Origin of the sequence: Vibrio sp. Vb339 (assembly GCF_902751245.1) — a bacterium.
GTDB classification, from domain to species: domain Bacteria; phylum Pseudomonadota; class Gammaproteobacteria; order Enterobacterales; family Vibrionaceae; genus Vibrio; species Vibrio coralliirubri.
This window is the reverse complement of record NZ_CADDIS010000001.1, coordinates 1,596,299-1,620,950: the sequence shown is the minus strand read 5'-3', so window position 1 is coordinate 1,620,950 and position 24,652 is coordinate 1,596,299. Positions and strand designations below refer to the sequence as shown.

Below are 24,652 nucleotides of genomic sequence, written 5' to 3'. Positions count from 1 at the left end.
TAGGAATGGTTGGATTGAAAAAGCCACTCAAAGATGAATATTGAGTGGCCTTGTTGATGGGTGCGCTTAAGGCAATAATTCTGGAAGGAACAGTGATATCGCTGGCACAAAGGTGATGATCATCAAAGCGACGAGCATGGCACCAATCCAGCCTAAAATCTCCCGAGACAAGGATTCAATCGGCACGTTACCTACTTGGCTAGCCATAAATAAGTTGGCGCCGAGTGGGGGAGTGACAAACCCGATGGCTAAGTTCACGATCATCACGATACCAAAGTGGATTGGATCCATGCCTAATGCGGTCACGATAGGCAGCAGGATTGGCGTTAAGATAACAATGGCCGCTAATGTCTCCATGAATGTACCGACGATCAGTAGCAGTGCGGTGATACATAGCAAGATGAGCAGCTTGTTTTCCGTGATAGAGAGAATGAACTGTGCGATTTCAGTTGGAAGACGCTCAAGCGTCAGGATTCGACCAAAGGTAACTGAAGCGCCTACAATCACAAGTACTGCACCTACCAATAACGAAGATTCTAAAATGATCTTCACGACCTTTTTGTAATCCAGTTCTTTGTAAACAAACATGCCGAAAAACAAGCCGTATAACACACCAATCGCGGCTGATTCAGTTGGCGTGAATATACCAGAGTAGATACCACCAAGAATGATTACGGGTAATAGCATTGCCCAAATTGCTTCTTTAAGTGCTACCAGTCGCTCAGGCCATGTTGCTTTCTTATCGTTACCTTTGTAGCCGCGAATTTTAGATACGATCAAGCAATAACCGATAAGTACCAAGCCAACTACTAGTCCAGGTACGATACCCGCCATGAACATTTTGGTTACGGAGACTTCTGCAGTAATGGCGTACACGATCATCACAACAGACGGTGGTATAATTACCCCGATACCGCCAGAAGACGCGATCAGTGCACCGGCAAAGCTTCGGTCGTAGCCTTTTTTAACCATAGATGGAATCATGGTTAAGCCAATAGCCGCAACGGTTGCTGAACCTGTACCAGAGATGGAGGCAAAGAACATACACGCAACGATCGCCACAATCCCTAAGCCACCAGTGAAGTGACCAAAGAAGACTTCAGCAACATGAAGAAGGCGTTTGGATATGCCGCCTTGGCTCATTAAGTTACCAGCAAGCGTGAATAACACGACAGCAAGAAGAGGGAATGAATCTAGCCCTGTGACTAACCCTTGAACTAAAAACTCAACGTTTAAGAAGGGGAGGCTCAATATAGCGAGCATGCTTGCGCCAGCGAGTGCTATACCAACGGGAACCCCAATAAGAAGCAGTAATCCGAAACTACCAAATAACAAAGCAGAGGTCATAAGCTTAACTCCAACAAACGATTAGAAGTGCGATGTTTTGCTTTCAAGTGACGGTAACGATGCTGAGTGAGTCGAACGGGTTTTGGCGAGTAAGCAATGATTGAAATACGCTTGTTGATACTGACCACTAAGCGAATGGAACTCAAGATGGCACACACAAGGACTGATGCGTATAAGCATGCGATTGGGATTTCCATTGCTGGCGCTATCTGGCCCAACTTTAAACTGCGACCAATAACTTTGAAACCAAACCACGCCACAGTACAACTGAAAGCTAGGTATATAAGGTCTGAAAGGATCAAGCTGTAGTGGGTTAAGTTCCCCGGTAGTTTGTCGATGAATAGACGAATACGAATATGTCGGTCATCGCGAATACAGTAGCTGATACTTAAGTACATTGCCCAAACGAAAAGATAGCGAGCGAGCTCTTCTGCCCATGCAATTGAGGCGTCGAATAGGCGCAATGTAATCTGTAAGCATAATAAAGCGGTCATTAACGAAATAGAGAACACAATAAGTGTTGGTTCGAAGTATCGGTCGAACAGGCGAAACCATTTCATACGTCACTCCTAGGAGATGTTGAAAAGGGCATTGAATGCCAGCGAATACACGACAAAATAGGCTTTAGGGCACTCGTTTATAGAATGCCCTTAAAGACCTGGGATAACGATGGTTAGATCGTTAAAGTTATTTGTCGGTGACAGTTAATCGATGAAACGAGGCGCTATTTACAGGTGCTCAATCTCAGTAATCACGCTGTCGAATAGCTCTTCACCAGTTTTACTACGCAGTTCTTGGTAAACGGCGGCATTCATTTTTTCTTTCATCTGAGCTCGAACGTCGGTTGGTACCACATTCACCGTCATGCCTTTGGCTTCTAGTTCTTTAATGACTTCTTGATTTTGCTGCGCGGCCAATTCACGTTGCTTAGCAATTGTTTCTTGGCTAACTTCGTTGATAAGAGTTTGTTGATCGCTCGGTAGAGAATCCCAGAACTCTTTATTCATGAACAACACGTAGTTGGTGTAGATGTGATTGGTGAGTGACAGGTACTCTTGAGCTTCGTAAAAACGCTCTGCATAGATGGAGTAAACTGCACTTTCTTGTGAATTGATTAAGCCTTGCTGTAGCGAAGTGAAGATCTCACCCCAAGAGAGTGGTGTAGGTGCTGTGCCCACTGATTTCCAAGCACTGATTTGTGTTGGGTTTGACGCTGAACGAATCTTTAAGCTGTTCAAGTCTTCAATGCTGTTAATCGGTTGCTTGTTATTGGTGATGCTGCGGAAGCCAACTTCCATGAAACCTAAGCCATGAAAGCCTTTTGATTCCATTGAATTAAGAAGTGGTTTGCCGATCTTGTCGCTGTCCAATGCTTTGTGTGCTTGCGCTTCGTCTTCAAACAGGTAGAAGACATCAAGTACGTTGAACTCAGGTACGTAAGGTGAAAGTAACACCGATGCGCCAAACGTCATCTGTAAGTTACCTTGCTGAACAAGCTCTGTGGTTTCTCTTACATCGCCCAGTTGACGGGCAGGGTAGATTTCCACTTCAAGCTCTCCGTTAGAGCGAGATTCCAACTCTTTTTCGAAGTGAAGCATTGCTTTATGGACGGGTGATGTTTCTTGGCTGTCGTGAGCAAGGCGGATCACATTGCTTGCAAAGGTATTCATGCTAGACAGCGTTAAGCCGAGGGCAGTAATCGAGGTAAAGATTGCGCGTTTCATCGTTCTTCCTTGTTCATCACATGGCTTTTATGTGCATTCATTTGAGCCATGTTGTTCAGTGGGTTATTTATCCGCACTTCATATCCTAATTTTTGCATACGAATCCAAAATATAAACACACAACTAACAAGTCAATAACAAATCCGTAAAAGTGATAAAGAAGTTAATTTGAATCGATGAAATTTTAGACAAGATCACAGAAAGAAGCCCTAACATGGTATTAGGGCTTCTACTCTAAACTGAATGGGTTTTATTGATGGGAAAATAGAGACTTTCGTAAGGCTGAGTGTAGGTTATGTCAGCCAACCCCTTTATTAACTTAATGATGTACTACCGCGTTCTATGATGGTGCCGGGTTCAAGTAGGTACTCGCCCTTCGCATCTTCATTATCGTTAATTCGTTGCATCAAGTCTTCGACGGCACTTTTCACGATTTTATCGATAGGCTGGGCAATGGAGGTGAGGTCGTAGCTCGGCCAAGCTGCCATAGGGATATCATCGACACCCATGATTGCGAAGTCTTGTGGGATGTTACACCCAAGCTTTCTTAAACCATCCATAACGCCCATTGCGAGAATATCATTGGCACAGAACACGGCGTCAGGTTTTGATGTGTGTTCCATCAGCTCTTTGGCTGCTTCTAATCCTGCTTCAAAACTGTATTTTGCGTTGATGAAAATAGGGGAGGCCGCTTCACGTGTTTTTGCGGTTTCAGAGAAGCCTAACCAACGTTTGTCACTGGTCATTGATCCTGCGTCACCACTTACGTATGCCAGCTGTTGGTAGCCTTTATCAAGTAAATAATCAGCCGCTTGTGTGCCAGCTTGCTGGTTGTCTAAACCAGCGCTGTTCGCATTAATGCTTTCTGTATAGCGGTTAATCAGGCTTAAGTGAACGCCAAACTTTTCACATTGTGCAAACGCTCGGGAGGTGAGACGGCTGGTGGCGATGATTAAACCATCAACTTGATATTCAATTGCACGTGAGATAGCCAGATCGAGGTCATCTTTGTCGATAGGGCAGAGTACAACTTGACCGCCACGCTTTTGAATTTCCATCGCGAGCGCACGAGATTGCAAGTCGTACATTGGGTTCGATTCACTATCGAGTGCGATAGCTACAAGTCCTGAGCGATTAGAAATCAAGCTACGAGCAATAGCGTTGGGTGTATAGCCAAGCTTGGTAGCGGCATCCATCACCATTTTTCGCTTCTTCTCACTGATACTTGCAGTCGGGCTAAATGCCCGAGAAACGGTAGATTGAGATACGCCAAGCATCTTGGCGACATCAATAGAAGTAACTTTCGCTTTTATGGTGAATCTCCTTATAACGCGATAAATCCAAGCGCAACGTCATAGTCAATGAGTCTGGTTTGATAATTACAATACGTGTAACCGTTGAAATCACAAAGAAAAATTATGATTTCATGACGGCTTGCTCATTTCGAAAGCCATCAATGATCATTTTGTGTTCAGAACCCACACAAAAGAAGGACACGCCAAGCTCTTTCCAGTCACGCGCAGCCTGAGCATTTGCGACGAACATACCTACAGGTTTGTTTGCTTTTTTAGCCGCCTCAATGATCTTGATGCTTGCTTCACGTACGCACTCTTCGTTAACGCTCGCTGATCCGTAAGATACGGCTAAATCAACTTGACCGATGAACAATGCATCAATGCCTTCAACTTTTGCTATAGATTCAGCATTTATCACCCCCTCCGGGTCTTCTATTTGTGCAATTACAACGGTGTTATTTTGGCTATCTTCTAAGTGTTTTGCCATCGGTTTGGTTGCGTACTTTGCTGCTCGGCTTGAACCGGCATAACCTCGGCCGCCTTCACCGTAATGAGACATTTTCACCAGTTTCTCTGCTTGTTCTGCACTGCATACGTGTGGGATCTGAATTCCAGTAGCACCGCAATCTAGCGCATTCAGTATGGTCGATGGCTGGCTATCTTGGACTCGAACAACGCAAGGCAGTTGGTTGGCACGAGCAGCAAGTAGACAAGCATCCAGTGTCGATCTATCAAAAGGGGCGTGTTCCGCATCTAGCACAATGAAAGGGAGTTCTGCTAGCGCAAGCACTTCAATGATGTGTGGGTGAGGCGTTTTGACAAATGTGCCGAGCAGTTCTGCGTGGTTTAGTGTGTTTTTAAAGTTATCCATTTCTTTTATCTCTCCATTGCAAAGGTATGCAAAACTTAACATGTGTTGTTGTAAAAAAAGAGTAAAAACTATGTGATCAATGCAACATTATATGATTGTTTTTTGCGGTTAATGAATGCCATGTTGATGGTATTTTTGGTTAAAATTATTATTTAACAGAGGTTTATGTGGTTTTTGTTTAATTTTCTCTTTGATTTGCCAAGTGTTAAAAAAATGTTTATGTTTATTTTGCATTCGTATCCAAAAGTATACAAAAACAAAGAATAAACTCTGTTAAAACCAATAATCAGCAAACACTAGGCATACGCCACAAGGAGAATTACGCATGGCTCGCATTCTAAAACACGGCATCACTGAAGAAGCATCAGCATCAAACAACGCGCAAGTGCGCCAAACGGTAGAGAACATTCTTTCTGACATAGAAAAGAAAGGTGACAGTGCAGTACGTGAGCTTTCAGAAAAATTTGATAACTGGTCTCCGGAGCAGTTTCGCTTAACAGATGACCAAATTCAGGCCTGTGTGGACGCATTGGACGAATCTACTAAGCACGACATTGAATTTGCACAAACACAAGTTCGCAACTTCGCTCAGATCCAACGTGACTCAATGCACGATGTTGAGGTTGAAACGATGCCAGGTGTCGTACTGGGCCACAAAAACGTACCAGTAAACAGTGTTGGTTGTTACATCCCTGGTGGTAAGTACCCATTGGTTGCCTCTGCGCACATGAGTGTACTTACTGCAAAAGTGGCTGGCGTGAAACGTGTTATAGCTTGTGCTCCTCCTTTTAACGGCCAACCAAATGTGGCGATTGTTGCTGCAATGGCGATGGCGGGTGCGGATGAGATTTACTGCTTTGGTGGTGTTCAAGCGGTGGGTGCGATGGCGCTTGGTACCGAGACGATTGCTCCAGTCGATATGATTGTTGGCCCAGGCAATGCGTTCGTAGCAGAAGCAAAGCGTCAATTGTTTGGTCGTGTTGGTATCGACTTGTTCGCTGGTCCAACAGAAACATTGGTTATTGCTGACGAAGAGGGCTGTGACCCAGAATTAGCGGCAGCGGACTTACTTGGTCAAGCTGAGCACGGTTACAACTCTCCAGCGGTACTGCTAACCAATAGCGAAACTTTTGCAGAAGAGACAGTAAAAGAGATTGAACGTCAGCTAACGATTCTTCCTACTGCTGAAGTGGCAGGTAAGGCTTGGGAAAACTACGGTCAGGTTATTGTATGTGATAGCTACGAAGAGATGGTTGAAGTGGCCGATGATATTGCTTCTGAACACGTACAAGTAATGACAAAAGATCCTAAGTACTTCCTAGATAACATGACCAACTACGGTGCGTTATTCTTAGGTCGTGAAACCAACGTTTCTTACGGTGATAAATGTATCGGTACTAACCACACATTGCCAACGAATAAAGCAGCACGTTACACGGGCGGTCTTTGGGTCGGTAAATTCATTAAAACATGTACTTACCAGCGCGTAACGGAATCAGCTTCGTTGAAAGTCGGTGAATACTGCTCTCGCTTATGTGCATTAGAAGGCTTCGCTGGCCATAAAGAGCAAGCTGATATCCGTGTTCGTCGTTACAAAGAAAAATTGGTAGAGGCATAACATGACAAAACTCGCCTTAGTTACAGGCGGCAGTGGCGGCATTGGTGCCGCCATATGTCACAAGCTCGCGCAATCTGGTTACCGCGTTGTGTTTACCTACAACAGTAATGAAAGCGCAGCTCAAACTATCTTAGATACTTTGCAAGGCTCAGGTCATGCCATGTATCAACTCAATGTTGAAGATAGCTCTGCGATTAGCGCATTAGCGGACCAAGTAAAAGAGTCGTCAGCTTCTTTAGACTTATTAGTTAACTGTGCAGGCATGACTAAGTTTGTCGCGCACAGTGACTTAGCATCCTTGAATGATGAGTTGATAGACAAAATCTTCCGCGTCAATGTTCGTGCGCCATTCGCCATGGTTCGTGCTTTTGAATCCTTACTTCGCAGTGCTAAAGGTTGCGTGGTTAACATCACTTCAATTGCGGCGCAAACCGCAATGGGCAGTAACGTGGCTTACTGTGCGAGTAAGTCTGCAGTCGAGAATATGACACGATCTTTAGGTCGAGCATTGTCTCCTGACATTCGAGTGCTCGCTGTCGCTCCAGGCTTAGTGGATACCGAATTTGTCAAAGGGCTAGATGATGAATGGCGTAATGCACAAGAGCAATCGACGCCACTTAAGCGATTAGCCAGTGATGAAGAGGTTGCCAACGCTGTTTATGCCGCTGCGGAACTACTGACATTTTCAACGGGTAATACCATCGCAGTGGATGGTGGCAGGCCGCTAGGTTAGGTAAGAAGGAATTTAGAATGACTCTACAAAATACAATAAATAATAATCTCGTTCGTTACATGGAGCTGATCCCAGGTACAAGTGCTTTCATTGATGCACGTACTCCAGGCAGCGATCTAAAAGATAACTTCTGCATCATTGGTGCTGGTGTGGCTGAAAGCAGCCGTCAGCACGTTCATATTCGTGAAACGGCTGGTTTTAACATAGGTGCTGCTGGTCAGCCTCCTGGCATTAAGAACTCGCTGCACTCTCATCACACTGCTGAACTGTTCGTGGTCTTCAAAGGTCAGTTTAGATTCTATTGGGGTAACGAAGGTGAACACGAAGCGGTGCTTTCACACGGTGATGTCATCTCTATTCCGACCAATCTTTTTAGAGGCTTTGAGGTAGTAGGGCGTGATTACGGCTTTATGTACTCTGTTTTAGGTGGCGATAACTCTGGTGGTGGTGTGGTTTGGCACCCAAGCGTAATTACGGATAGCCAAGGTTACGGCTTATACCTAAAAGCAGACGGTACATTGGTTGATACCATTGACGGCGATGCTATTCCAAATGAGTCTGAGCTGATGCCTCTGCTAACGAGCGAAGAGTTGAGCAAATTTGATACTTACATGGCTGAGCAGATGATGCCTTTTGTTGCGCTGAAAAAGGATTACCGAGAGGTTTCTGGTGATTTTGATAAGCCGGGCGTTAAACAGTTTGCGTTAACAGGGCACCCATCATCTGACTACGACTTCCAAGTTAAAAGCGTTGATGACGTCAGTATCATGGCTTATGAGTTGACTGAAGGTGCAAGCATCCCAGTACACAAACGTAGTGAGAAGCAGGTACTGATTAACTTTGAAGGTGATACATTGTTAAACATCGTTCAAGACGGTGAGCAGGCGCAAGTCGTGCTCACCACTGGTGATGTGTTCAGTGTTCCAGATGGCGCGTCATACAGCCTTGAAAACCTGAGAGGCACTAGCTTTACTTACGTTGTTCTTGGTTCTGACCAGCCACAAACTCTATAGGGTAACGAATGATGAAACCAGAAGTACCACTGTTATGGCTACCTGGTTTGTTGTGTGATGAAACGTTGTTCCAAGACGTCAATAAAGAGCTGCCCAATTGGGTGGCTCCTTTTACTTGTGATTTAGGAACGGAAACATCCATGCAAGCCTTGGCGAGTAAAGTGTTAGAGAACGCACCGGCAACTTTCGTGCTTGGAGGTTTGTCTATGGGGGGAATTCTAGCGTTTGAAGTGTTTAGACAGGCACCACAACGCGTGAAAGGTTTGATCTTAATGGACACCAATTCCGCAGATGAAAAGTCAGAGGTATCGGAGAAAAGAAACGCCTTGGTCGATAAAGCAAAAGCAGGGGAATTTGAGTCAATAACCCCTGACATCTTAATGCCAGTGCTCATTCATCCGAACCAGTTAGCGAGCCAAGAACTGACTCAAAGAATCACACAAATGGCGAATAATATTGGTGTTGAAAGGTTTGAGGCTCACGCTCAAGCACTAGCGACTCGCCCCGATGCTAGACCATTGCTGGCCGACATTCAGATTCCGACGTTGATCATCACAGGCAAAGACGACCTGTTATGTCCAATCGATAATCACCTGTTAATGTCAAAGCACATCAAACAGGTATCGCTTCACGTCATTCCTGATTGTGGCCATTTGTCGACAATGGAGCAGCCTAAGGTGGTCGCGAAATTCATCTCTGACTGGTTGAGTGCTAACGAGTTTCCTGTAAGGAAATTTGGATAGCTAATTATTATTCAGCATTGATTAGCTTCAATGAATGAACCTAATATTTTTACTCATGTTAGGTTCACCTTTTCTTTTTCTGAATAGATTTTATTGTTGAAAAACCCTCTTATTACAATTTAAACCCTTCCTCTTCAATTCAAAATAATTTCCTCTAGATAACAATGTTTAGCAGCCTAGATTAAATCTGATAAATAAATTTATCTTGTTTTTTTACATAACTCTAATCTGCAGTTTCTCATCGATATATTAAGCTATTTCAATGATTTGTTGGAGATTAACGTCTGTCCGGAAAGGAAATTGACCGTCATCAAAAGTCCTGAGTGTGAGTAGAAAATATAATATTAGTACTTTAGTGGTATTAGCTGCTGAAGATAATAAAAATCATATCAATAAAATTTTCTCTTTATTAACGATACACTTAGGAATTAATTATGAAGGTATTTGTCCCTACCGAGCATTTCAGTCCTGTCAGTAAGTTTATACACATCGTCTCCGCCGTTGCCTTTATCGGTGCGCTGTTGATCATGCTGCTTGCGCCAGACCCTGATTCATTTGCTTTTGGTGTTCACCAATCTTTGGGCATGTTGGTTATTGTGCTGTATTTGGCTCGTATTGTTTGGATGAACTGGGCGGGAAAGCCGAATGCGCTTGGTACTAAGTTCGAAAAATTTATGGCGCACATGGCTCACTTAGCCTTATATGGCATTTTGATTCTGATGCCGTTATCTGGCCTGCTTATCGCGATGGCAAAAGCCAAAGATACCGTTGTGTTCGGTTTATTCACCATTCCTGGACTTGCGGAGCGTAATTCAGGTTTGATCGATTTTGCTTCTGGTCTCCACTCTTTCTTAGAAATCATCTGTTACCTGCTGGTCGCTATGCACGTTGGTGCAGCGCTTTATCACCACTTTATCCTTAAAGATGAAACCCTTAGCCGAATGATGGGGAAGAAATAATATGACAAAGTTCTCTATAAGAAATAGCGTTTTACTTGCTGCGTTGAGTGGTCTGTCTTTGAGTGCCAATGCTTACAATATGAGTATCTATGACACGGAATTAGACGTCGATTGGAGCGACATTCCTGTGGTTGAGAAAACCATGTTTTTCCCGGGTAAAGTGACCTTCGATTGGATCAATTCACCAGCGCATAAAGGCACGCTCAAAAAAGGCTTTGAAACCAAAACCTGTTCGAGCTGCCACCAAGGGGAGGAAGAAGGCCTTGGTGAAATGTTGGTGCAAGATGACAGGCTAGGTAACTTCCCAGATAAGAAAGGCTCGATTCCTGCCGAGTTCCAGTTTGCACACGATGATGAACATCTTTATGTGAAAGGAACGTGGAAAACGGAATCGCCTTTCCCAGCACGCTTACATGACACGCTTCTTTTCCAAGAAGGCAAATGGACAATCATTGGCGGTGACCGAGGCAAAAACCCTTACACTCCCATCTATGAAGACCGCTTCTCGTTGATGATTGACGATGGCTCTGTATTGCAGTTCCGCGAACAAGGTTGTTGGATGTCTTGCCACCGTGGTGCGCGAGACATTGGCCAAGCAACAGCGAGAGATGTTCAAGCATTGGATGTGGTTGGCGCGTTTGGCTTAGATCAGAAAGACATTCGTAAGTACCTTCCTGAGTCTCGCACTGAGCGTTACGGTGTAAACTGGGATAAAGTAAAGCCACAAGAAGAAATCGATAAACTAAAAGCTGAAGGGCAGTTTGTTGATTTGATGCAATGGCGTTCGACGCGTTCTGCACCCACCAACAGTGCTGATGATGGTTATGTGTTTGAGTATCGTTTGAACGATAAAGGCACCACTGTATTTACTTGGAACTTCGATAGGAAAACAGGCCTGCCTAAGTACATGTACGATAAGTCGGTAACCGGTTTCTACGCGTTGAATAAAGAAGACTTCAACGACCTCAACAAGAAGATTGCAATGGTCGAAGGCGTTAACGTGATGCCTTACGACGCAAGTAAAATTGAAGAAGGCCAATATCTTCAAGGTCGATTAAACCGAGAGGGTGCTGGCTCTGCAGGTGATAACAACCAAGTATTCTCTTCATGGGAAGACGGTAAATACACGGTTATCTTCAAACGTAAGTTGAACACGGGCCACCCAGAAGATGACAAAATCATGGAAATTGGCGGCACTTATGACATGAACATCGCGATTCACGATGGCGAAACAACAACACGTTTCCACTATGTCGCATTCCCATTTACGGTTGGTATTGGGGAAGGTTCCGAGGGCAGTGTTATTGCGTTGCCGATTAAGTAACGAGTAACTTCACTTTATGTGAGAAGCGAGCTTAGGCTCTTGGTTGGTGTGCGATTCGCATAATCATCAAGAGCCTTATTTGTTCTAATTCAACTAACTGCTGTTTTAACTCAACCAACTGCTGCCCTAACTTTTGCTCTACTTGTCTCTTTGGCTTTATGTTTGCTTAGCTTGATCAGCCACAAACTCTACAAATCTATCCCGGAGTGGGTTTTCACTCTCTCCATTCCATATCAACCCGACAGGCCAAGTGGCGTGTTCGCCTTCTAACGCAATGAATTCCACATCGGTGTTACTAATGAACTGCGCACTGCTGGGTACGATGGTGAAACCGATATTGGCCGAAACCAAGGCAAGCAGGGTGAGGATATCATCGGCTTCTTGTGTCTTAGATAAGTCGATTTTATTGGCAAGGCAATATTGTTGGATCTGCTTGTCTAGTCCTGGGCCGCGATGTTGAGCGAGTTTTAGGTAAGGCCATTTCGATAACTCAGAGAGAACTTGAGCTTTGCTTGGCGCTTGTTTGAGAAGGTCTTTGTGTACCGTAATCACAAGCGAATCATTGAAAAGCGTTAGGCTTTTTAAATCCGTGGAGTCGGGTATCCGATTGAAGCTGATATCGAGATCATGGCTCAATAGCTCATCTGTCTGCTGCTTGGAGGGCGTGTCATTTAAGGTGATGTGAACCTCTGGGTATTGCTGTTTATAAGCCGCAATCAGCTTGGGCGCTTCATGATAAGTGGACACGCCAAAGCCTATGTTCAAATGCCCCTGAGTTCCTTTCACCACCGAGCCTGAAAGCTGCTCAAACGCCTGCATTGAATGAACTAAACGTTGTGCTTCTGCCAGTAACGTTTTGCCTGCGTGCGTCAGCTCTGCGCCATTCCTACCACGAGAAAACAGAGATGCTCCAATATTGGATTCAAGTCGTTGAATCTTTTTAGTGAGAGCTGACTGAGTGATGTATAGCTGTTCTGACGCCAAACGGTAATTGCCCGATTTAGCCAACTGACAAAATGCTTTCAGTAAATCAAATTCCATTCCAAATGCTCATTGAATTAAGAATATCTTTCATTATATGGAATTGAATCGATTTTTTATACTGAGCTCATACCAATTCGATAAAGAGAAATTTGAGGGCAAATAATGAAGAGAGACATCAAAGTAGCGTCGGTTCAATTCAACCACCATGCAGGTGATAAGGCGTATAACTTATCGGTTATAGAGCAATACGTTCAAAAGGCTGCGGATAGTGGTGTGGAGATCGTCAGCTTCCCGGAGATGTGCATCACTGGCTACTGGCATGTGTCTGCTTTGGCGCGAGATGAAATTGAAGCGCTAGCGGAACCTGTGCCGAACGGTGAATCCACTCAACAGCTGATTGCACTGGCAACACAGTTTGGAATGAGTGTTGGGGCTGGTTTGATAGAGCAGGGCATCGATGGTGAGCTATACAACACCTATGTATTCGTCATGCCTAATGGTGAGGTACAAAAGCACCGCAAACTGCACACCTTCGTTAGCCCATATATGAGCAGCGGCGACCAATACACGGTGTTCGATACGCCTCATGGTTGCAAAGTCGGTATCTTGATTTGTTGGGATAACAACTTGGTCGAGAACGTCCGAATCACTGGATTGAAAGGCGCCGATATTTTGATTGCGCCACACCAAACGGGCGGTTGTCAGTCACGTAGCCCCAATGCGATGAAGCGAATTGCCCCAGATTTATGGTTCAACCGAGATCAAAACCCAGAGGCGATTCGTGCTGAAATGCAGGGCAAGAATGGGCGCGAATGGCTGATGCGTTGGCTGCCTGCAAGAGCGCACGATAACGGTATGTTTGTGGTGTTCAGTAATGGTGTCGGTGTTGATATGGATGAAGTGAGAACAGGCAATGCGATGATCTTAAGCCCTTATGGTGAAATCATCACCGAGACGGACAGCGTTGATAACGATATGGTGATTGCAGAGCTAAGAGCCGAAGAGTTGGAGATGTGTACTGGCAGGCGCTGGATTCGTGGTCGTAAGCCTGAGCTTTATCATTCGCTGACACAGCCTCTTGGTCATGAACTTGACCCGCACCAAGCGCGTTTTGCAAAGAAGTAATGTTGTAAGTGCGGGTGAAAAAGGATGTATTAGTAGCGGTTAGAAGGGGGGGGAAGTTGAAAGAGAGGAGGAGGATTCCTGATGTAGTCTACCCACTTAAATCATGTTTAAGTGGGTAGACTATTTACACATTAAGCACTAAGCCATAAGCACTAAGCATCTAAGTTCTATTCTCAGTGTCTTGTGTGAGAAGAGGTTAGCTCTGATGCACGTAACTGAGCAACGGCTTTCGCTAATTCTAGCTGAGCTTGTGCAAAGTTAATGTCTATGTTGCCCTTGTTGATGTTCTCTAGAGCGGCATATTTCGCTTCTTCTGCGCGAGCGCGGTCAATGTCTTTACCATGCAAGGCCGTGTCGGCTAACAGCGTTACCACATCCGGCTGAACTTCCAGCATCCCACCAGAGACATACAGCACTTGGCCTTCTGATTTAGGGTCTGTAACAAACACGGTTACGCCCGGTTTGATCTTACTGAGAAGCGGAGAGTGACCGGGGCGAATCCCCAACTCACCGTCAGCGCCAGAAACGGCTAGGGCATACGCTGGACCTGAAAACAGCGTACCTTCCGCACTTACAATATTAAGTTGAAATGTATTATCTGTAATTCCGATAGCCATGGTGCACCTACCTCTTAGAGTGATTTTGCTTTGTTAAGCACTTCGTCGATAGAGCCACAGTACAAGAACGCTTGCTCTGGGATATCGTCATATTCACCGCTTAATAGACCTTTAAAGCCTCTTAGTGTTTCGCTTAGCGGTACAAAGACACCTTTCTGACCAGTAAACACTTCGGCTACGTGGTAAGGCTGCGTTAAGAAACGTTCAATCTTACGAGCGCGAGATACGGTCTGTTTGTCTTCAGTAGACAGCTCATCCATACCAAGAATCGCGATGATGTCTTTTAGCTCTTTGTAGCGTTGCAGCGTTGTTTGTACTTTTTGTGCAATGTCGTAGTGCTCTTGGCCAACCACAAGTGGGTCCAACTGGCGAGAGGTTGAATCCAATGGATCAATCGCAGGGTAGAGGCCCAATGCCGCGATATTACGAGACAGTACAACGGTTGCATCTAAGTGAGCAAAGGTTGTTGCTGGTGATGGATCGGTCAAGTCATCCGCAGGTACGTATACCGCTTGGATAGACGTGATAGAGCCTTGTCTAGTCGAAGTGATACGCTCTTGAAGCACACCCATCTCTTCAGCCAGTGTTGGTTGGTAACCTACTGCTGAAGGCATACGACCTAACAGAGCTGATACTTCAGTCCCGGCAAGCGTGTAGCGGTAAATGTTATCAATGAACAACAGTACGTCACGACCTTCATCACGGAAGCGCTCAGCCATAGTTAGGCCTGTAAGTGCTACACGTAGACGGTTTCCCGGTGGCTCGTTCATTTGGCCGTAAACCATGGCTACTTTGTCTAGTACACCCGCTTCTTTCATCTCGTAGTAGAAGTCGTTACCTTCACGAGTACGCTCACCTACACCGGTAAATACAGAAAGACCTGAGTGGGCTTTGGCGATGTTGTTGATAAGCTCCATCATGTTGACGGTTTTACCTACGCCAGCACCACCGAACAGACCAATTTTACCACCCTTAGCGAATGGGCAGATAAGGTCGATAACCTTAACGCCTGTTTCTAGAAGCTCAGTGCTGTTTGCTTGTTCTTCATAAGAAGGGGCTTCACGGTGAATCTCGTAGTTTTCTTTCTGACCGATTTCACCACACTCATCGATAGGCTGACCAAGCACGTTCATGATACGGCCTAGTGTTTCTTCACCCACAGGAACCGTGATTGGAGAGCCTGTGTTTTCAACCGTTAGGCCACGACGTAAGCCGTCTGACGTACCCATTGCAATACAACGAACGATATTGCTACCCAATTGTTGCTGTACTTCCAATACTAACGAGCTTGCTTCGTCGCTAGTCACTTTCAATGCATCATAAACGCGTGGGCTGTTGCCGCCGCTGAACTCGACGTCAACCACCGCGCCGATTACTTTAACTATTTTTCCAACACTCATTCTTAAATCCTCAAATTCTGTTCTTGACCCAGTCTTTTCTAGCCCTAGACAGCTTGGGCACCTGAGACTATTTCACTCAGCTCTTGGGTAATGGCAGCCTGACGCGCCTTGTTGTAAACCAACTGCAAGTCATCAATGAGTTGGCCTGCGTTATCAGTCGCCGCTTTCATAGCGACCATTCGGGCTGCTTGCTCACAGGCAATGCTCTCAACAATGCCTTGATACACTTGCGATTCGATGTATCGATGTAACAGTTCTGAGAGTATGTCTTTGGGTGCTTGCTCATAGATGTAGTCCCAACGACGCGCTTTCTTAGGCTCACTACCTTCCTCTGTGTCTGAAGGGTGGGGGAGCAACTGCAAGGTCGTTGGCGCTTGAACCATGGTGTTGACGAACTGGTTGTAAACGAGATACAAGCTATCAATTTTGCCTTCGTCGTAATGCCCCAGCATCGCGTTCACCGTACCTAAGATGTCTTCTAACTTAGGGGTATCGCCAAGACCTGACGTTTGTGCAATAACGTTGCCGCCGCGGTGGAAGAACGAGATAGCCTTAGATCCCACTAAGGTTGTTTCTACCTCGACTCCCTTGGTGCGCCATTGCTCCATTTCTTCTAACACTTTCTTGAACAAGTTTGAGTTCAAGCCACCACACAAGCCGCGATCGGACGAGATAATGATGTAAGCGACACGCTTAGGTTCACGCTGTTGCAGGTAAGGGTGCTGGTATTCCAGTGAACCCGATGCAACATGAGAGATAACTTTTCGCATGTTCTCGGCGTAGGGCCGAGTTAGCGTCATGTTGTCTTGAACCTTGCGCATCTTACTTGCTGCAACCATTTCCATTGCGCTAGTGATTTTCTGAGTGTTACTAACACTGGCTATCTTGGTGCGAATTTCTTTAGTACTTGCCATAACCTGCTCCTATTTGTTTTGATTTCCAGCTAACAAACCGGAGCACTTACCAAGCTTTCATCCCAACAAAACCTTCTAGGATCTCTTTAAGAGCGCCGTCGATTTCGTCGTTGTAATCGCCTGTTGCGTTGATTTTTTCGAACAACGCAGGGTTTTGACCTTTGGCGTAAGCAATCAGCGCTTCTTCAAAACGGGCAATGTTGCTTAGCTCAACACCGACCAAGTAGCCTTTCTCTGCCGCGTAGATAACCGTTGCTTGCTCAGCGACTGACATTGGAGAGTATTGTTTTTGCTTCATTAGTTCGGTAACACGCTCACCATGGTCTAGCTGTTTGCGCGTCATTTCATCTAAGTCAGAAGAGAATTGAGCAAAGGCCGCCAGCTCGCGATATTGAGCTAATGAAGTACGGATACCACCAGACAGTTTCTTGATGATCTTGCACTGCGCCGCACCACCCACACGAGATACCGAGATACCTGGGTCTACTGCAGGACGTAAGCCTGAGTTAAACAATTGGGTTTGAAGGAAAACCTGACCGTCGGTGATTGAGATTACGTTGGTTGGTACAAACGCTGATACGTCACCCGCTTGAGTTTCAATGATCGGAAGCGCCGTTAATGAGCCTGTTTGGCCTTTCACTTCACCGTTAGTGAACTTCTCTACATACTCTGCATTCACTCGTGCTGCACGTTCTAGAAGGCGTGAGTGAAGGTAGAATACGTCGCCAGGGAAGGCTTCACGACCCGGTGGGCGTTTCAGTAGTAACGAGATTTGACGGTAAGCGACGGCTTGTTTTGATAGGTCATCATAGATGATCAGTGCATCTTCACCGCGGTCACGGAAGTATTCACCCATGGTGCAACCCGCATAAGGTGCTAGGTATTGAAGCGCTGCAGACTCTGATGCTGATGCCACAACGACGATGGTGTTTTTTAGCGCATCGTGGTCTTCAAGTTTACGAACCACGTTAGCGATAGTGGAGGCTTTTTGGCCAATCGCCACATAAACACATTTGATGCCAGAATCTTTTTGATTGATTATCGCATCGATAGCTAACGCTGTTTTACCCGTCTGACGGTCACCGATGATAAGTTCACGTTGACCACGACCAATTGGCACCATGGTATCAACCGCTTTGTAGCCAGTTTGAATAGGTTGGTCAACAGACTTACGTTCGATTACACCGGGTGCAATCACTTCTACAGGGTCGAGTCGGTCACAACTCACTGGGCCTTTGCCATCGATTGGCTCGCCTAATGTGTTTACTACACGGCCAAGAAGTCCGTTACCTACAGGTACTTCTAAGATACGACCTGTACCTTTCACGTTCATACCTTCAGAGAGGTCAGTGTAGGGGCCCATAACCACCGCACCTACTGAATGGGTATCGAGGTTAAGTGCGAGTGCGTATTTGCCACCTGGTAGCTCAATCATCTCACCTTGCATAACATCAGCAAGGCCATTGATTGTGATGATGCCATCACGAACCGATACGATAGTGCCTTCGTTGCGAGCCTCGGTGCTCACATTAAATTTCGAGATGCGTTCTTTGATTAGATCGCTGATTTCATTTGAATTTAATTGCATAATTGTTACCTATCTCGCGTGAAGTTGATGAGCCAATCGGTCAATTGATGTGTTTAAAGAACCATCGATAACGGTTTCACCCGCTTTGATGACCATTCCACCCACTAACGTGTCATCAATAACCTGCTTCATTTCAACCTGACGCTCTAATTTCTTCTCAAGTGCAGCTGTTAGTGACGTAACTTGATCTTGTGTCAGCATTTCTGAACTGGTGACAGTGACAGGCACTACACGTTCATGTTCGTCCTTTAGCTCGCAGTACAATTCAAACAGGTCTCTTACAACAGAAAGGCGGCCGTTCTCGGCCAAGACTCGAATGAGATTAATGACGTGGTCATCAACGAGTCCTTGGCAAATATGAATGATGAGGTTTGCCAGCTCTTCTGTTTGGTGTGTAGAAGCACCTTCTGCTGAAGAAATCTGACTAGCGATCGTTTCTTCTTCCGCGACAGCCACAAGAATGGACAGCATTGAGTGCCACTCTTGTAACTGGTTTTCACCTAAAGCAAATTCAAACGATGCTTTGGCGTAGGGATGAGCAATATTGGTGTAATCTGACATATTGCCTCTCCTTAGAGTTCGCTAATCATTTGGTCAACTAGCGCTCGGTTCGTTGCGGAATCTAGGTTTTTGCTAATCAGTTTCTGTGCACTTTGAATTACTGCGTCTGCCATATCTGCCTGAAGTTCACGGCGTATCTTTTGGCGTTCGCCTTCTAGCTCAGCTCTACCTTGTTCTAAGATGCGTGCCTTTTCTTGCTCGGCTTCTTGTTGCGCTAAGCTGATGATTTCATTGCGGCGTTTTCGGCCTTGTTCAACCAGTTCAGTCACATCTTTTCTTGCATCTTCGATGAGTTGCGCGCCATTTGATTTTGCTAGTTCTAGCTCTTTCGCAGCGTTCTCTGAGTGGCGTAAACCATCAGCGATTTCTTTTTGGCGCTCGTCTAACATCGCGGTGAGAGGGGGCCATACATATTTCATGCAGAGCCAAACAAAAATCACGAATGAGATTGCTTGTCCAAACATGCTTGCATTTAAGTTCATACCTTCCTCACTAAATCTTGATTATGTATAAATCGATCTTTCAAAGCGGTTTGATTAAGCCACGGCGAAGATGATGTATAGACCGATACCAACACCGATCATCGGTACCGCATCCACAAGACCCATCATGATGAAGAATTGAGTACGAAGCATTGGAGTAAGGTCTGGTTGACGCGCAACACCTTCAAGGTATTTACCTGCTAAGTTACCAATACCAGATGCTGCACCTGCTGCACCTAAACCGATCAGTAATGCACCTGCTACATATAAAACTGCGCTTACGATATCCATTTGTATCTCCGAAAATAATTTGTTAGTTAATTTTTTAGTTATTAATTAGTGGTGTTCTTCTGTTGCCATTCCTAAATAAACAACGGTCAGTACCATAAATATAAATGCTTGTAAGAATACGATTAATATGTGGAATAAGGCCCAAGGTACACTCAGTGCCCACTGCATCCACCAAGGCATTAGTGCAATAAGGATGAATATCATCTCGCCTGCATACATATTTCCGAATAATCGTAAGCCTAGTGATATTGGCTTTGAAATTAATGTTATTAATTCAAGAACTAAGTTAACAGGATATAAAAGAGGGTTATCAAATGGCTGAGTAGTTAGCTCTTTGATAAAGCCTTTCAAACCTTTATTTTTAAATGTATAGGTTAACAGTAGAATAAACACGCCGAGTGCCATCGACATTGGTATATTTACGTCTGCTGTTGGTAGGTCTCTAAAGTGCTCTAGACCCACAGCTCGAGTTAACCCCGGGATTAAATCAATGGGTAGTAGGTCGACTGCATTCATTAACAACACCCAAACAAAAGTGGTTAATGCCAGTGGCCCTATTAATTTATCTTCCGCTTGAAAAATCTCTTTGACGAGATTATTAACAAAGTCAAAGACAAGCTCGATAAAACATTGAAAACGACCTGGAACGCCGCTAGTGCCACGAGTGGCAACATAGCGAAATGCACCGATGAAAAGTAAACCTGTAATCCAAGATACCAACATCGAGTCAATGTTAAACGCCCAGAAACCATCACCTGTAGTTAAGAAGGTTAAGTGATGCTCTATGTATTCGTGAGCGGTAGTTACTTGATCCATACTACGCGTACTCCGATCTATTAGAGGCGGTAATAAACGGTGTTAAGAAGTATCCAACCATAGTAAAGATGTACGCATATAATATTACTGGGTTATCCAATTTGAAGAATTGGAACGCCAAGATAAACATCAAAAACGTATATGTTATTTTTACGACACGACTCATTTGCATTAAGTCACGTAAACTATAATTAGGATTCTTACGCACCTTTAGGCTTGCATATATAAATCCAAACAGCGGTGGCAACATTGCAATTACGATGCCCAAAGCTGATGATTCCATATCTACTTTATTACCAAAAAACACTTCATATAAAACTACACCGATGGCTAATACTATTTGGCAGAGAACAACTCTTTTAGCGGCAACAAGGATGTCGCTACTAATCCCATTAAGCCTCATAATAAAACCTTATGCTAAACAGTGTAAGTTAATATAAAACACAGTTTAAATTTAACTTGTTATTACATTTCACTTGTTAATAACACTTGATTTGCTTTAAAGAAAAACCCTTTCTGGTTTTATATCTCCTGACGAAATGAAACGAAATAAGCTAATTCACTATCGTTTCGACAAAATATAAATTACGCCTAAAATTATGTGATCAAAACGACAAATATTGACATCAATAATTCCATTTTTGAAATGAGTGTTTTTCATTTATGAAAGTAATAGTTCTATCACTTTATTCATGAATATTTAAGATGCTTTATCCTTGTGAAAAGGAGGGTCTTTTTAGAAGGGAGTAGCGAGCTAAATTTTCAACTTATGATCTTATCAATTAAGACTATTCAAACACTTAGGTTCATTTACAAGCTGAGTTGTGAAGTGTGATTTTGGCACGGGTTAAGCTTGTTTGAGGCAATGATGGAAGCTCTCATTTTTCTGGTAAATTAAACGTACGTCGCTCCTTATCAATAAGCGAATATTTTTTATATTGTTGTCAGCTTGTCACTATTTGCGTGTGTGAGAGTGAAAATTCAGCGCCTAAATGTTGATGATATAGGAGTGAAATGGGGGACTGGGTGTGTGTGAAGCATGGTGCGGAGAAGAAACACCGAGTTTTGAGGAAGTAAATGGCAGCAAAACGCTGCCTAATTTACTTAATCTAGGCTCTCTTATGACTCTTCATAACTGAGGTATTGAATACATAAGTCATGGAAAGCCTGTGCTTGTGGCGAGATCGTACGATCAGACAGTCTAAAAATGCCGATTTGTCGTTGCAAGGGTGGGTCAATTAACGGAATCCACACCAAGCGGGTTTCATTGGTTGGGAAAGCCAGCTTAGGTAGCGTGGTCACGCCTATCCCGAGCTCTAACACCGAAAACAGCGAGGTGATGTTCTCGACTGAGTACAGGGCTTGTTCACTGAGCATTCGCGCAGGTGTTGGGTCCAGTAGGGTGCAAGTCCCGTTACGAATGAAGGGCTGCTTTAACAAAGTTTGCCATTCGATTCCTTCCCGTTGAGAGGCAATAGGGTTGTCTTTGAGGCACACCACACCGATAGGGTCAGAAAGTAAAGGCGTGAAGTCGATGCTCTCTTCTTCTAAATGGGAGCTATTGCCGAGGGCAACATCCACCTCGCCAGATAATAATCTTGCTTCTACACCTGCCGCATTATCATCAATCAAACTCACTTCTACATTCGGGTACTGCTCACAAAAAGCCCCTAAAACACTAGGGATTAGTTTTGCGGCCACCGAAGGCACGCTCGCTATTCGAACTCTTCCTTGTTGTCCTGCTGCCGCTGCGCGCAAATCATTGTCTAATGCTTTGTAAACATTCAGAAATTGAATGATCTTTGGCAAGCATATTTCGCCAAAAGGCGTCAGTGTCGATTTGTTGCCTGTTTCAAACAGTGGCTGGCCGAGTATTTTTTCCAACTCTTTTATCGAAGTTGAAAGTGCCGCTTGCGATCGATTTGCACGGTGAGATGCCGCTCGAAATCCACCTTCTTCGACCACCAAAACGAAATGTTTTAACTGTTGTAGCTTAATACTCATGGCGCGAATCCTTCTCTAGCCCTTGCTATACCTTACTTTTTGCAAGGTGATAGATTTTATTTATCAAATGCACAAAATTTACCGTTAGATTTATCAGTCGTCAAGGTGCAGTATTTAACCATCTTGAAACATAGTTGTTACAAAGTTGGATGGAATCGTGAACGCACAAACTAAAAAACACCCAGTAAAAACCGAGCTTTTCGCTTCAAAAGCACCCCTAGAGTGGGCAATCGTTAATAACGGCACTCTATACACCGCGCAGATTCCAATTGATGAAACTGGCGCAGTAGTAGAAGGCGGTATTGAAGCGCAAACGCGTCAGACTTTTAACAACCTTGTTCATACGTTGGAGTGTGCAGGCGAATCTATGGATTCAGTGGTGCAAGTTCTAATTTACGTGACAGACCGTGAATACCTAAAAACGGTAAACAGCGTATATGGAGAATACTTCAATGCACCTTATCCAAACCGTGCTGCGGTCGTCGTTGCAGGGTTAGCAAGAGAAGAGATGTTGGTTGAGTTCGTGGTTTACGCATCAGCCTCTCAACCTGAATAAAGATACTGTGAACTGAGGCAATTTGCGGATTAAAGCTGTTTTGAATTAAAGCGGTTTATTGATACAAGCGACTTGGTTCAGTTTTAGATACAAGATTTAAACGTAATTACTTATATAAATTAACGTTTTATTCATTAATCAGATGGTTGCCAGACTCAACCGCAACCTAACCGTTACAAGGACAGAATGATGACTCAATTACAGAATGTTCAAGCAGAAAACGCACTTTACATTGGCGGCGAATGGCAAGCGGGTGTAAGCACCGTAGCGAACATTAACCCATCAGATATTTCTGAAAACATCGGTAACTTTGCACAAGCAAGTGCTGAACAAGTTCAACAAGCGATTTCAGCGGCAAAGCACGCTCAACCAGAGTGGGAAAAAACGCCGATTGAACGCAAGCAAGCGGTCCTTCAAGCGATTGGTGATGAGCTGATTGCACGTTGTGATGAGTTGGGTACGTTGCTTTCTCGTGAAGAAGGTAAGCCTTTTGCTGAAGGTCGTGGCGAAATTTACCGTGCAGGTCAGTTTTTCCAATACTTCGCGGCTGAAGTGCTTCGTCAAATTGGCGACAACGCAGAATCAGTTCGCCCAGGCGTTTCTGTTGAAGTGACTCGTGAAGCCGTTGGTGTTATTGGCATCATCTCTCCTTGGAACTTCCCGACGGCAACAGCGGCTTGGAAAATCGCTCCAGCACTGGCTTTCGGTAACAGCGTTATTTGGAAACCAGCAAACCTAACACCAGCAAGTGCGGTTGCGCTTACTGAAATTATCCACCGTCAAGGTATCCCAGCAGGCACGTTCAACCTTGTTCTGGGTAGCGGTTCAACAGTCGGTGATGCACTGATCAACTCTAAAGAAGTGAATGGTGTGAGCTTTACTGGTTCCGTTGATACGGGTCGTAAGGTTGCCGCTGCTACAGCGCCAAACTTCGTTCGTTGCCAACTAGAGATGGGCAGCAAGAACGCACTTGTGGTTGCTGACGATGCTGATATCCAAACAGCCGTTGATGCAACGATTGCAGGTTCGTTCTCTGGCGCAGGCCAAAAATGTACAGCATCTTCTCGTCTAGTGGTTATGGATGGCATTCACGACCAATACGTTGAAGCACTAATCAAACGTATGAGCGAGCTGAAAGTGGGTCACGCACTAGAAGACGGCGTGTTCATGGGCCCTGTTGTTGACGGCAACCAACTTGAAGCGAACCTAGGTTGGGTTGAGAAAGCACGTCAAAGCGGCGGTGAGCTAGCATTTGGTGGCGAACGCCTAAGCATGAAACACGAAGGCTTCTACATGTCTCCAACGCTGTTCTTGAACACGAAGAACGATTGGGAAGTGAACCAAGAAGAAGTGTTTGCGCCAATGGCTAGCGTGATTCGAGTGGCTGACCTAGAAGAAGCGATTGCGACAACCAACGATACTCGCTTTGGTCTAACGGGTGGCATCATTACTCAAAGCCTACGTACGAGCGCAATGTTCAAGCAACAAGCGCAAACAGGTTGTGTGATGGTGAACCTACCAACAGCGGGCACCGATTACCACGTACCATTTGGCGGCCGCAAAGAGTCTAGCTTTGGTCCTCGTGAGCAAGGTCAATACGCGAAAGAGTTCTACACAGTAGTGAAGACGGCTTACCAGCGTCCTTACTAGTCAGCTCTCTATTGATAAGAATTGGCCTGATTCACAG

General features: G+C 44.8%; 25 protein-coding genes. 9 read left to right on the top strand and 16 right to left on the bottom strand.

The window, feature by feature from the left end:
- Nucleotides 1-66 precede the first annotated feature (66 nt).
- From HRQ85_RS07080 to HRQ85_RS07060, 5 genes are all read right to left on the bottom strand, one after another.
- Nucleotides 67-1,347: a TRAP transporter large permease gene (locus HRQ85_RS07080; protein ID WP_172379146.1), complete on the bottom strand. Its 1,281-nt coding sequence runs from the start codon at nucleotides 1,345-1,347 to the stop codon at nucleotides 67-69.
- The gene (locus HRQ85_RS07075; protein ID WP_050649364.1) at nucleotides 1,344-1,907 is read right to left on the bottom strand and encodes a TRAP transporter small permease; all 564 of its coding nucleotides are present in this window, start codon (nucleotides 1,905-1,907) and stop codon (nucleotides 1,344-1,346) included. Before HRQ85_RS07075 ends, HRQ85_RS07080 begins: the two co-directional genes overlap by 4 nt.
- Before the next feature lie 168 nt (nucleotides 1,908-2,075).
- Nucleotides 2,076-3,071 (bottom strand): TRAP transporter substrate-binding protein, encoded by a 996-nt coding sequence (locus HRQ85_RS07070; RefSeq protein WP_172379145.1) that lies wholly within the window; start codon nucleotides 3,069-3,071, stop codon nucleotides 2,076-2,078.
- 314 nt (nucleotides 3,072-3,385) lie between these two features.
- Nucleotides 3,386-4,348 carry a LacI family DNA-binding transcriptional regulator gene (locus HRQ85_RS07065; protein WP_172379144.1) on the bottom strand — a complete coding sequence of 321 codons (963 nt, stop codon included), beginning with the start codon at nucleotides 4,346-4,348 and terminating at the stop codon, nucleotides 3,386-3,388.
- A 139-nt stretch (nucleotides 4,349-4,487) separates the two neighbouring features.
- Nucleotides 4,488-5,237, bottom strand: a complete 750-nt coding sequence (locus tag HRQ85_RS07060) for an HpcH/HpaI aldolase family protein (RefSeq protein WP_061017262.1) — start codon at nucleotides 5,235-5,237, stop codon at nucleotides 4,488-4,490.
- 325 nt (nucleotides 5,238-5,562) lie between these two features.
- On the opposite strand from HRQ85_RS07060, the gene hisD reads away from it, so the two are divergent.
- The 6 genes from hisD (at nucleotide 5,563) to HRQ85_RS07030 (ending at nucleotide 11,627) form a co-directional block, all read left to right on the top strand.
- Nucleotides 5,563-6,855: a histidinol dehydrogenase gene (gene hisD / locus HRQ85_RS07055; RefSeq protein ID WP_172379143.1), complete on the top strand. Its 1,293-nt coding sequence runs from the start codon at nucleotides 5,563-5,565 to the stop codon at nucleotides 6,853-6,855.
- 1 nt (nucleotide 6,856) lies between these two features.
- Nucleotides 6,857-7,588 (top strand): SDR family NAD(P)-dependent oxidoreductase, encoded by a 732-nt coding sequence (locus HRQ85_RS07050; RefSeq protein WP_172379142.1) that lies wholly within the window; start codon nucleotides 6,857-6,859, stop codon nucleotides 7,586-7,588.
- A gap of 17 nt (nucleotides 7,589-7,605) precedes the next feature.
- Nucleotides 7,606-8,601 (top strand): cupin domain-containing protein, encoded by a 996-nt coding sequence (locus HRQ85_RS07045; protein ID WP_172379141.1) that lies wholly within the window; start codon nucleotides 7,606-7,608, stop codon nucleotides 8,599-8,601.
- 11 nt (nucleotides 8,602-8,612) lie between these two features.
- A complete protein-coding gene (locus HRQ85_RS07040; protein WP_444823268.1) occupies nucleotides 8,613-9,344 on the top strand; it encodes an alpha/beta fold hydrolase in 732 nt (243 codons plus the stop codon).
- A 434-nt stretch (nucleotides 9,345-9,778) separates the two neighbouring features.
- Complete coding sequence (locus HRQ85_RS07035) at nucleotides 9,779-10,303, top strand: cytochrome b (protein ID WP_048608589.1); 525 nt, start codon at nucleotides 9,779-9,781, stop codon at nucleotides 10,301-10,303.
- Between the two features lies 1 nt (nucleotide 10,304).
- Nucleotides 10,305-11,627: an ethylbenzene dehydrogenase-related protein gene (locus HRQ85_RS07030; RefSeq protein ID WP_172379139.1), complete on the top strand. Its 1,323-nt coding sequence runs from the start codon at nucleotides 10,305-10,307 to the stop codon at nucleotides 11,625-11,627.
- A 156-nt stretch (nucleotides 11,628-11,783) separates the two neighbouring features.
- On the opposite strand, the gene HRQ85_RS07025 is transcribed toward HRQ85_RS07030, so the two are convergent.
- Nucleotides 11,784-12,668: a LysR family transcriptional regulator gene (locus tag HRQ85_RS07025; protein ID WP_172379138.1), complete on the bottom strand. Its 885-nt coding sequence runs from the start codon at nucleotides 12,666-12,668 to the stop codon at nucleotides 11,784-11,786.
- A gap of 105 nt (nucleotides 12,669-12,773) precedes the next feature.
- Between HRQ85_RS07025 and HRQ85_RS07020 the strand changes: the two genes are divergently transcribed.
- Entirely contained in the window at nucleotides 12,774-13,736 is a 963-nt protein-coding gene (locus HRQ85_RS07020) for a nitrilase family protein (RefSeq protein ID WP_172379137.1), read from the top strand.
- A gap of 173 nt (nucleotides 13,737-13,909) precedes the next feature.
- On the opposite strand, the gene HRQ85_RS07015 is transcribed toward HRQ85_RS07020, so the two are convergent.
- The 10 genes from HRQ85_RS07015 to HRQ85_RS06970 form a co-directional block, all read right to left on the bottom strand.
- Nucleotides 13,910-14,353 carry a F0F1 ATP synthase subunit epsilon gene (locus tag HRQ85_RS07015; RefSeq protein WP_017060844.1) on the bottom strand — a complete coding sequence of 148 codons (444 nt, stop codon included), beginning with the start codon at nucleotides 14,351-14,353 and terminating at the stop codon, nucleotides 13,910-13,912.
- A 14-nt stretch (nucleotides 14,354-14,367) separates the two neighbouring features.
- Nucleotides 14,368-15,753 (bottom strand): F0F1 ATP synthase subunit beta, encoded by a 1,386-nt coding sequence (gene atpD / locus HRQ85_RS07010; protein WP_019820615.1) that lies wholly within the window; start codon nucleotides 15,751-15,753, stop codon nucleotides 14,368-14,370.
- 44 nt (nucleotides 15,754-15,797) lie between these two features.
- A complete protein-coding gene (gene atpG / locus HRQ85_RS07005; protein WP_172379136.1) occupies nucleotides 15,798-16,667 on the bottom strand; it encodes a F0F1 ATP synthase subunit gamma in 870 nt (289 codons plus the stop codon).
- Between the two features lie 46 nt (nucleotides 16,668-16,713).
- Complete coding sequence (atpA, locus tag HRQ85_RS07000; protein ID WP_172379135.1) at nucleotides 16,714-18,255, bottom strand: F0F1 ATP synthase subunit alpha; 1,542 nt, start codon at nucleotides 18,253-18,255, stop codon at nucleotides 16,714-16,716.
- 9 nt (nucleotides 18,256-18,264) lie between these two features.
- Nucleotides 18,265-18,816 (bottom strand): F0F1 ATP synthase subunit delta, encoded by a 552-nt coding sequence (locus tag HRQ85_RS06995; protein ID WP_017060840.1) that lies wholly within the window; start codon nucleotides 18,814-18,816, stop codon nucleotides 18,265-18,267.
- Nucleotides 18,817-18,827: 11 nt separating this feature from the next.
- Nucleotides 18,828-19,298 carry a F0F1 ATP synthase subunit B gene (locus HRQ85_RS06990; protein ID WP_017060839.1) on the bottom strand — a complete coding sequence of 157 codons (471 nt, stop codon included), beginning with the start codon at nucleotides 19,296-19,298 and terminating at the stop codon, nucleotides 18,828-18,830.
- Between the two features lie 54 nt (nucleotides 19,299-19,352).
- Nucleotides 19,353-19,589: a F0F1 ATP synthase subunit C gene (gene atpE / locus HRQ85_RS06985; protein ID WP_004730405.1), complete on the bottom strand. Its 237-nt coding sequence runs from the start codon at nucleotides 19,587-19,589 to the stop codon at nucleotides 19,353-19,355.
- Between the two features lie 45 nt (nucleotides 19,590-19,634).
- Entirely contained in the window at nucleotides 19,635-20,405 is a 771-nt protein-coding gene (gene atpB, locus HRQ85_RS06980; protein ID WP_048608583.1) for a F0F1 ATP synthase subunit A, read from the bottom strand.
- Between the two features lies 1 nt (nucleotide 20,406).
- Nucleotides 20,407-20,808, bottom strand: coding sequence for an ATP synthase subunit I (locus HRQ85_RS06975; RefSeq protein WP_048608582.1), 402 nt, complete (start codon nucleotides 20,806-20,808; stop codon nucleotides 20,407-20,409).
- A 716-nt stretch (nucleotides 20,809-21,524) separates the two neighbouring features.
- Complete coding sequence (locus HRQ85_RS06970; protein ID WP_017060836.1) at nucleotides 21,525-22,409, bottom strand: LysR family transcriptional regulator; 885 nt, start codon at nucleotides 22,407-22,409, stop codon at nucleotides 21,525-21,527.
- Nucleotides 22,410-22,566: 157 nt separating this feature from the next.
- Between HRQ85_RS06970 and HRQ85_RS06965 the strand changes: the two genes are divergently transcribed.
- On the top strand, nucleotides 22,567-22,965 hold the full coding sequence (locus HRQ85_RS06965) for a RidA family protein (RefSeq protein ID WP_172379134.1): 399 nt from the start codon (nucleotides 22,567-22,569) through the stop codon (nucleotides 22,963-22,965).
- Between the two features lie 189 nt (nucleotides 22,966-23,154).
- Nucleotides 23,155-24,615, top strand: coding sequence for an aldehyde dehydrogenase family protein (locus tag HRQ85_RS06960; RefSeq protein ID WP_050650528.1), 1,461 nt, complete (start codon nucleotides 23,155-23,157; stop codon nucleotides 24,613-24,615).
- Nucleotides 24,616-24,652: the final 37 nt, after the last annotated feature.

Coding starts and splice junctions, on each gene's coding strand:
- HRQ85_RS07080 (WP_172379146.1), bottom strand. CDS start 1,347: ATGACCTCTGCTTTGTTATTTGGTAGTTTCGGATTACTGCTTCTTATT.
- HRQ85_RS07075 (WP_050649364.1), bottom strand. CDS start 1,907: ATGAAATGGTTTCGCCTGTTCGACCGATACTTCGAACCAACACTTATT.
- HRQ85_RS07070 (WP_172379145.1), bottom strand. CDS start 3,071: ATGAAACGCGCAATCTTTACCTCGATTACTGCCCTCGGCTTAACGCTG.
- HRQ85_RS07065 (WP_172379144.1), bottom strand. CDS start 4,348: ATGCTTGGCGTATCTCAATCTACCGTTTCTCGGGCATTTAGCCCGACT.
- HRQ85_RS07060 (WP_061017262.1), bottom strand. CDS start 5,237: ATGGATAACTTTAAAAACACACTAAACCACGCAGAACTGCTCGGCACA.
- hisD (WP_172379143.1), top strand. CDS start 5,563: ATGGCTCGCATTCTAAAACACGGCATCACTGAAGAAGCATCAGCATCA.
- HRQ85_RS07050 (WP_172379142.1), top strand. CDS start 6,857: ATGACAAAACTCGCCTTAGTTACAGGCGGCAGTGGCGGCATTGGTGCC.
- HRQ85_RS07045 (WP_172379141.1), top strand. CDS start 7,606: ATGACTCTACAAAATACAATAAATAATAATCTCGTTCGTTACATGGAG.
- HRQ85_RS07040 (WP_444823268.1), top strand. CDS start 8,613: ATGAAACCAGAAGTACCACTGTTATGGCTACCTGGTTTGTTGTGTGAT.
- HRQ85_RS07035 (WP_048608589.1), top strand. CDS start 9,779: ATGAAGGTATTTGTCCCTACCGAGCATTTCAGTCCTGTCAGTAAGTTT.
- HRQ85_RS07030 (WP_172379139.1), top strand. CDS start 10,305: ATGACAAAGTTCTCTATAAGAAATAGCGTTTTACTTGCTGCGTTGAGT.
- HRQ85_RS07025 (WP_172379138.1), bottom strand. CDS start 12,668: ATGGAATTTGATTTACTGAAAGCATTTTGTCAGTTGGCTAAATCGGGC.
- HRQ85_RS07020 (WP_172379137.1), top strand. CDS start 12,774: ATGAAGAGAGACATCAAAGTAGCGTCGGTTCAATTCAACCACCATGCA.
- HRQ85_RS07015 (WP_017060844.1), bottom strand. CDS start 14,353: ATGGCTATCGGAATTACAGATAATACATTTCAACTTAATATTGTAAGT.
- atpD (WP_019820615.1), bottom strand. CDS start 15,753: ATGAGTGTTGGAAAAATAGTTAAAGTAATCGGCGCGGTGGTTGACGTC.
- atpG (WP_172379136.1), bottom strand. CDS start 16,667: ATGGCAAGTACTAAAGAAATTCGCACCAAGATAGCCAGTGTTAGTAAC.
- atpA (WP_172379135.1), bottom strand. CDS start 18,255: ATGCAATTAAATTCAAATGAAATCAGCGATCTAATCAAAGAACGCATC.
- HRQ85_RS06995 (WP_017060840.1), bottom strand. CDS start 18,816: ATGTCAGATTACACCAATATTGCTCATCCCTACGCCAAAGCATCGTTT.
- HRQ85_RS06990 (WP_017060839.1), bottom strand. CDS start 19,298: ATGAACTTAAATGCAAGCATGTTTGGACAAGCAATCTCATTCGTGATT.
- atpE (WP_004730405.1), bottom strand. CDS start 19,589: ATGGATATCGTAAGCGCAGTTTTATATGTAGCAGGTGCATTACTGATC.
- atpB (WP_048608583.1), bottom strand. CDS start 20,405: ATGGATCAAGTAACTACCGCTCACGAATACATAGAGCATCACTTAACC.
- HRQ85_RS06975 (WP_048608582.1), bottom strand. CDS start 20,808: ATGAGGCTTAATGGGATTAGTAGCGACATCCTTGTTGCCGCTAAAAGA.
- HRQ85_RS06970 (WP_017060836.1), bottom strand. CDS start 22,409: ATGAGTATTAAGCTACAACAGTTAAAACATTTCGTTTTGGTGGTCGAA.
- HRQ85_RS06960 (WP_050650528.1), top strand. CDS start 23,155: ATGACTCAATTACAGAATGTTCAAGCAGAAAACGCACTTTACATTGGC.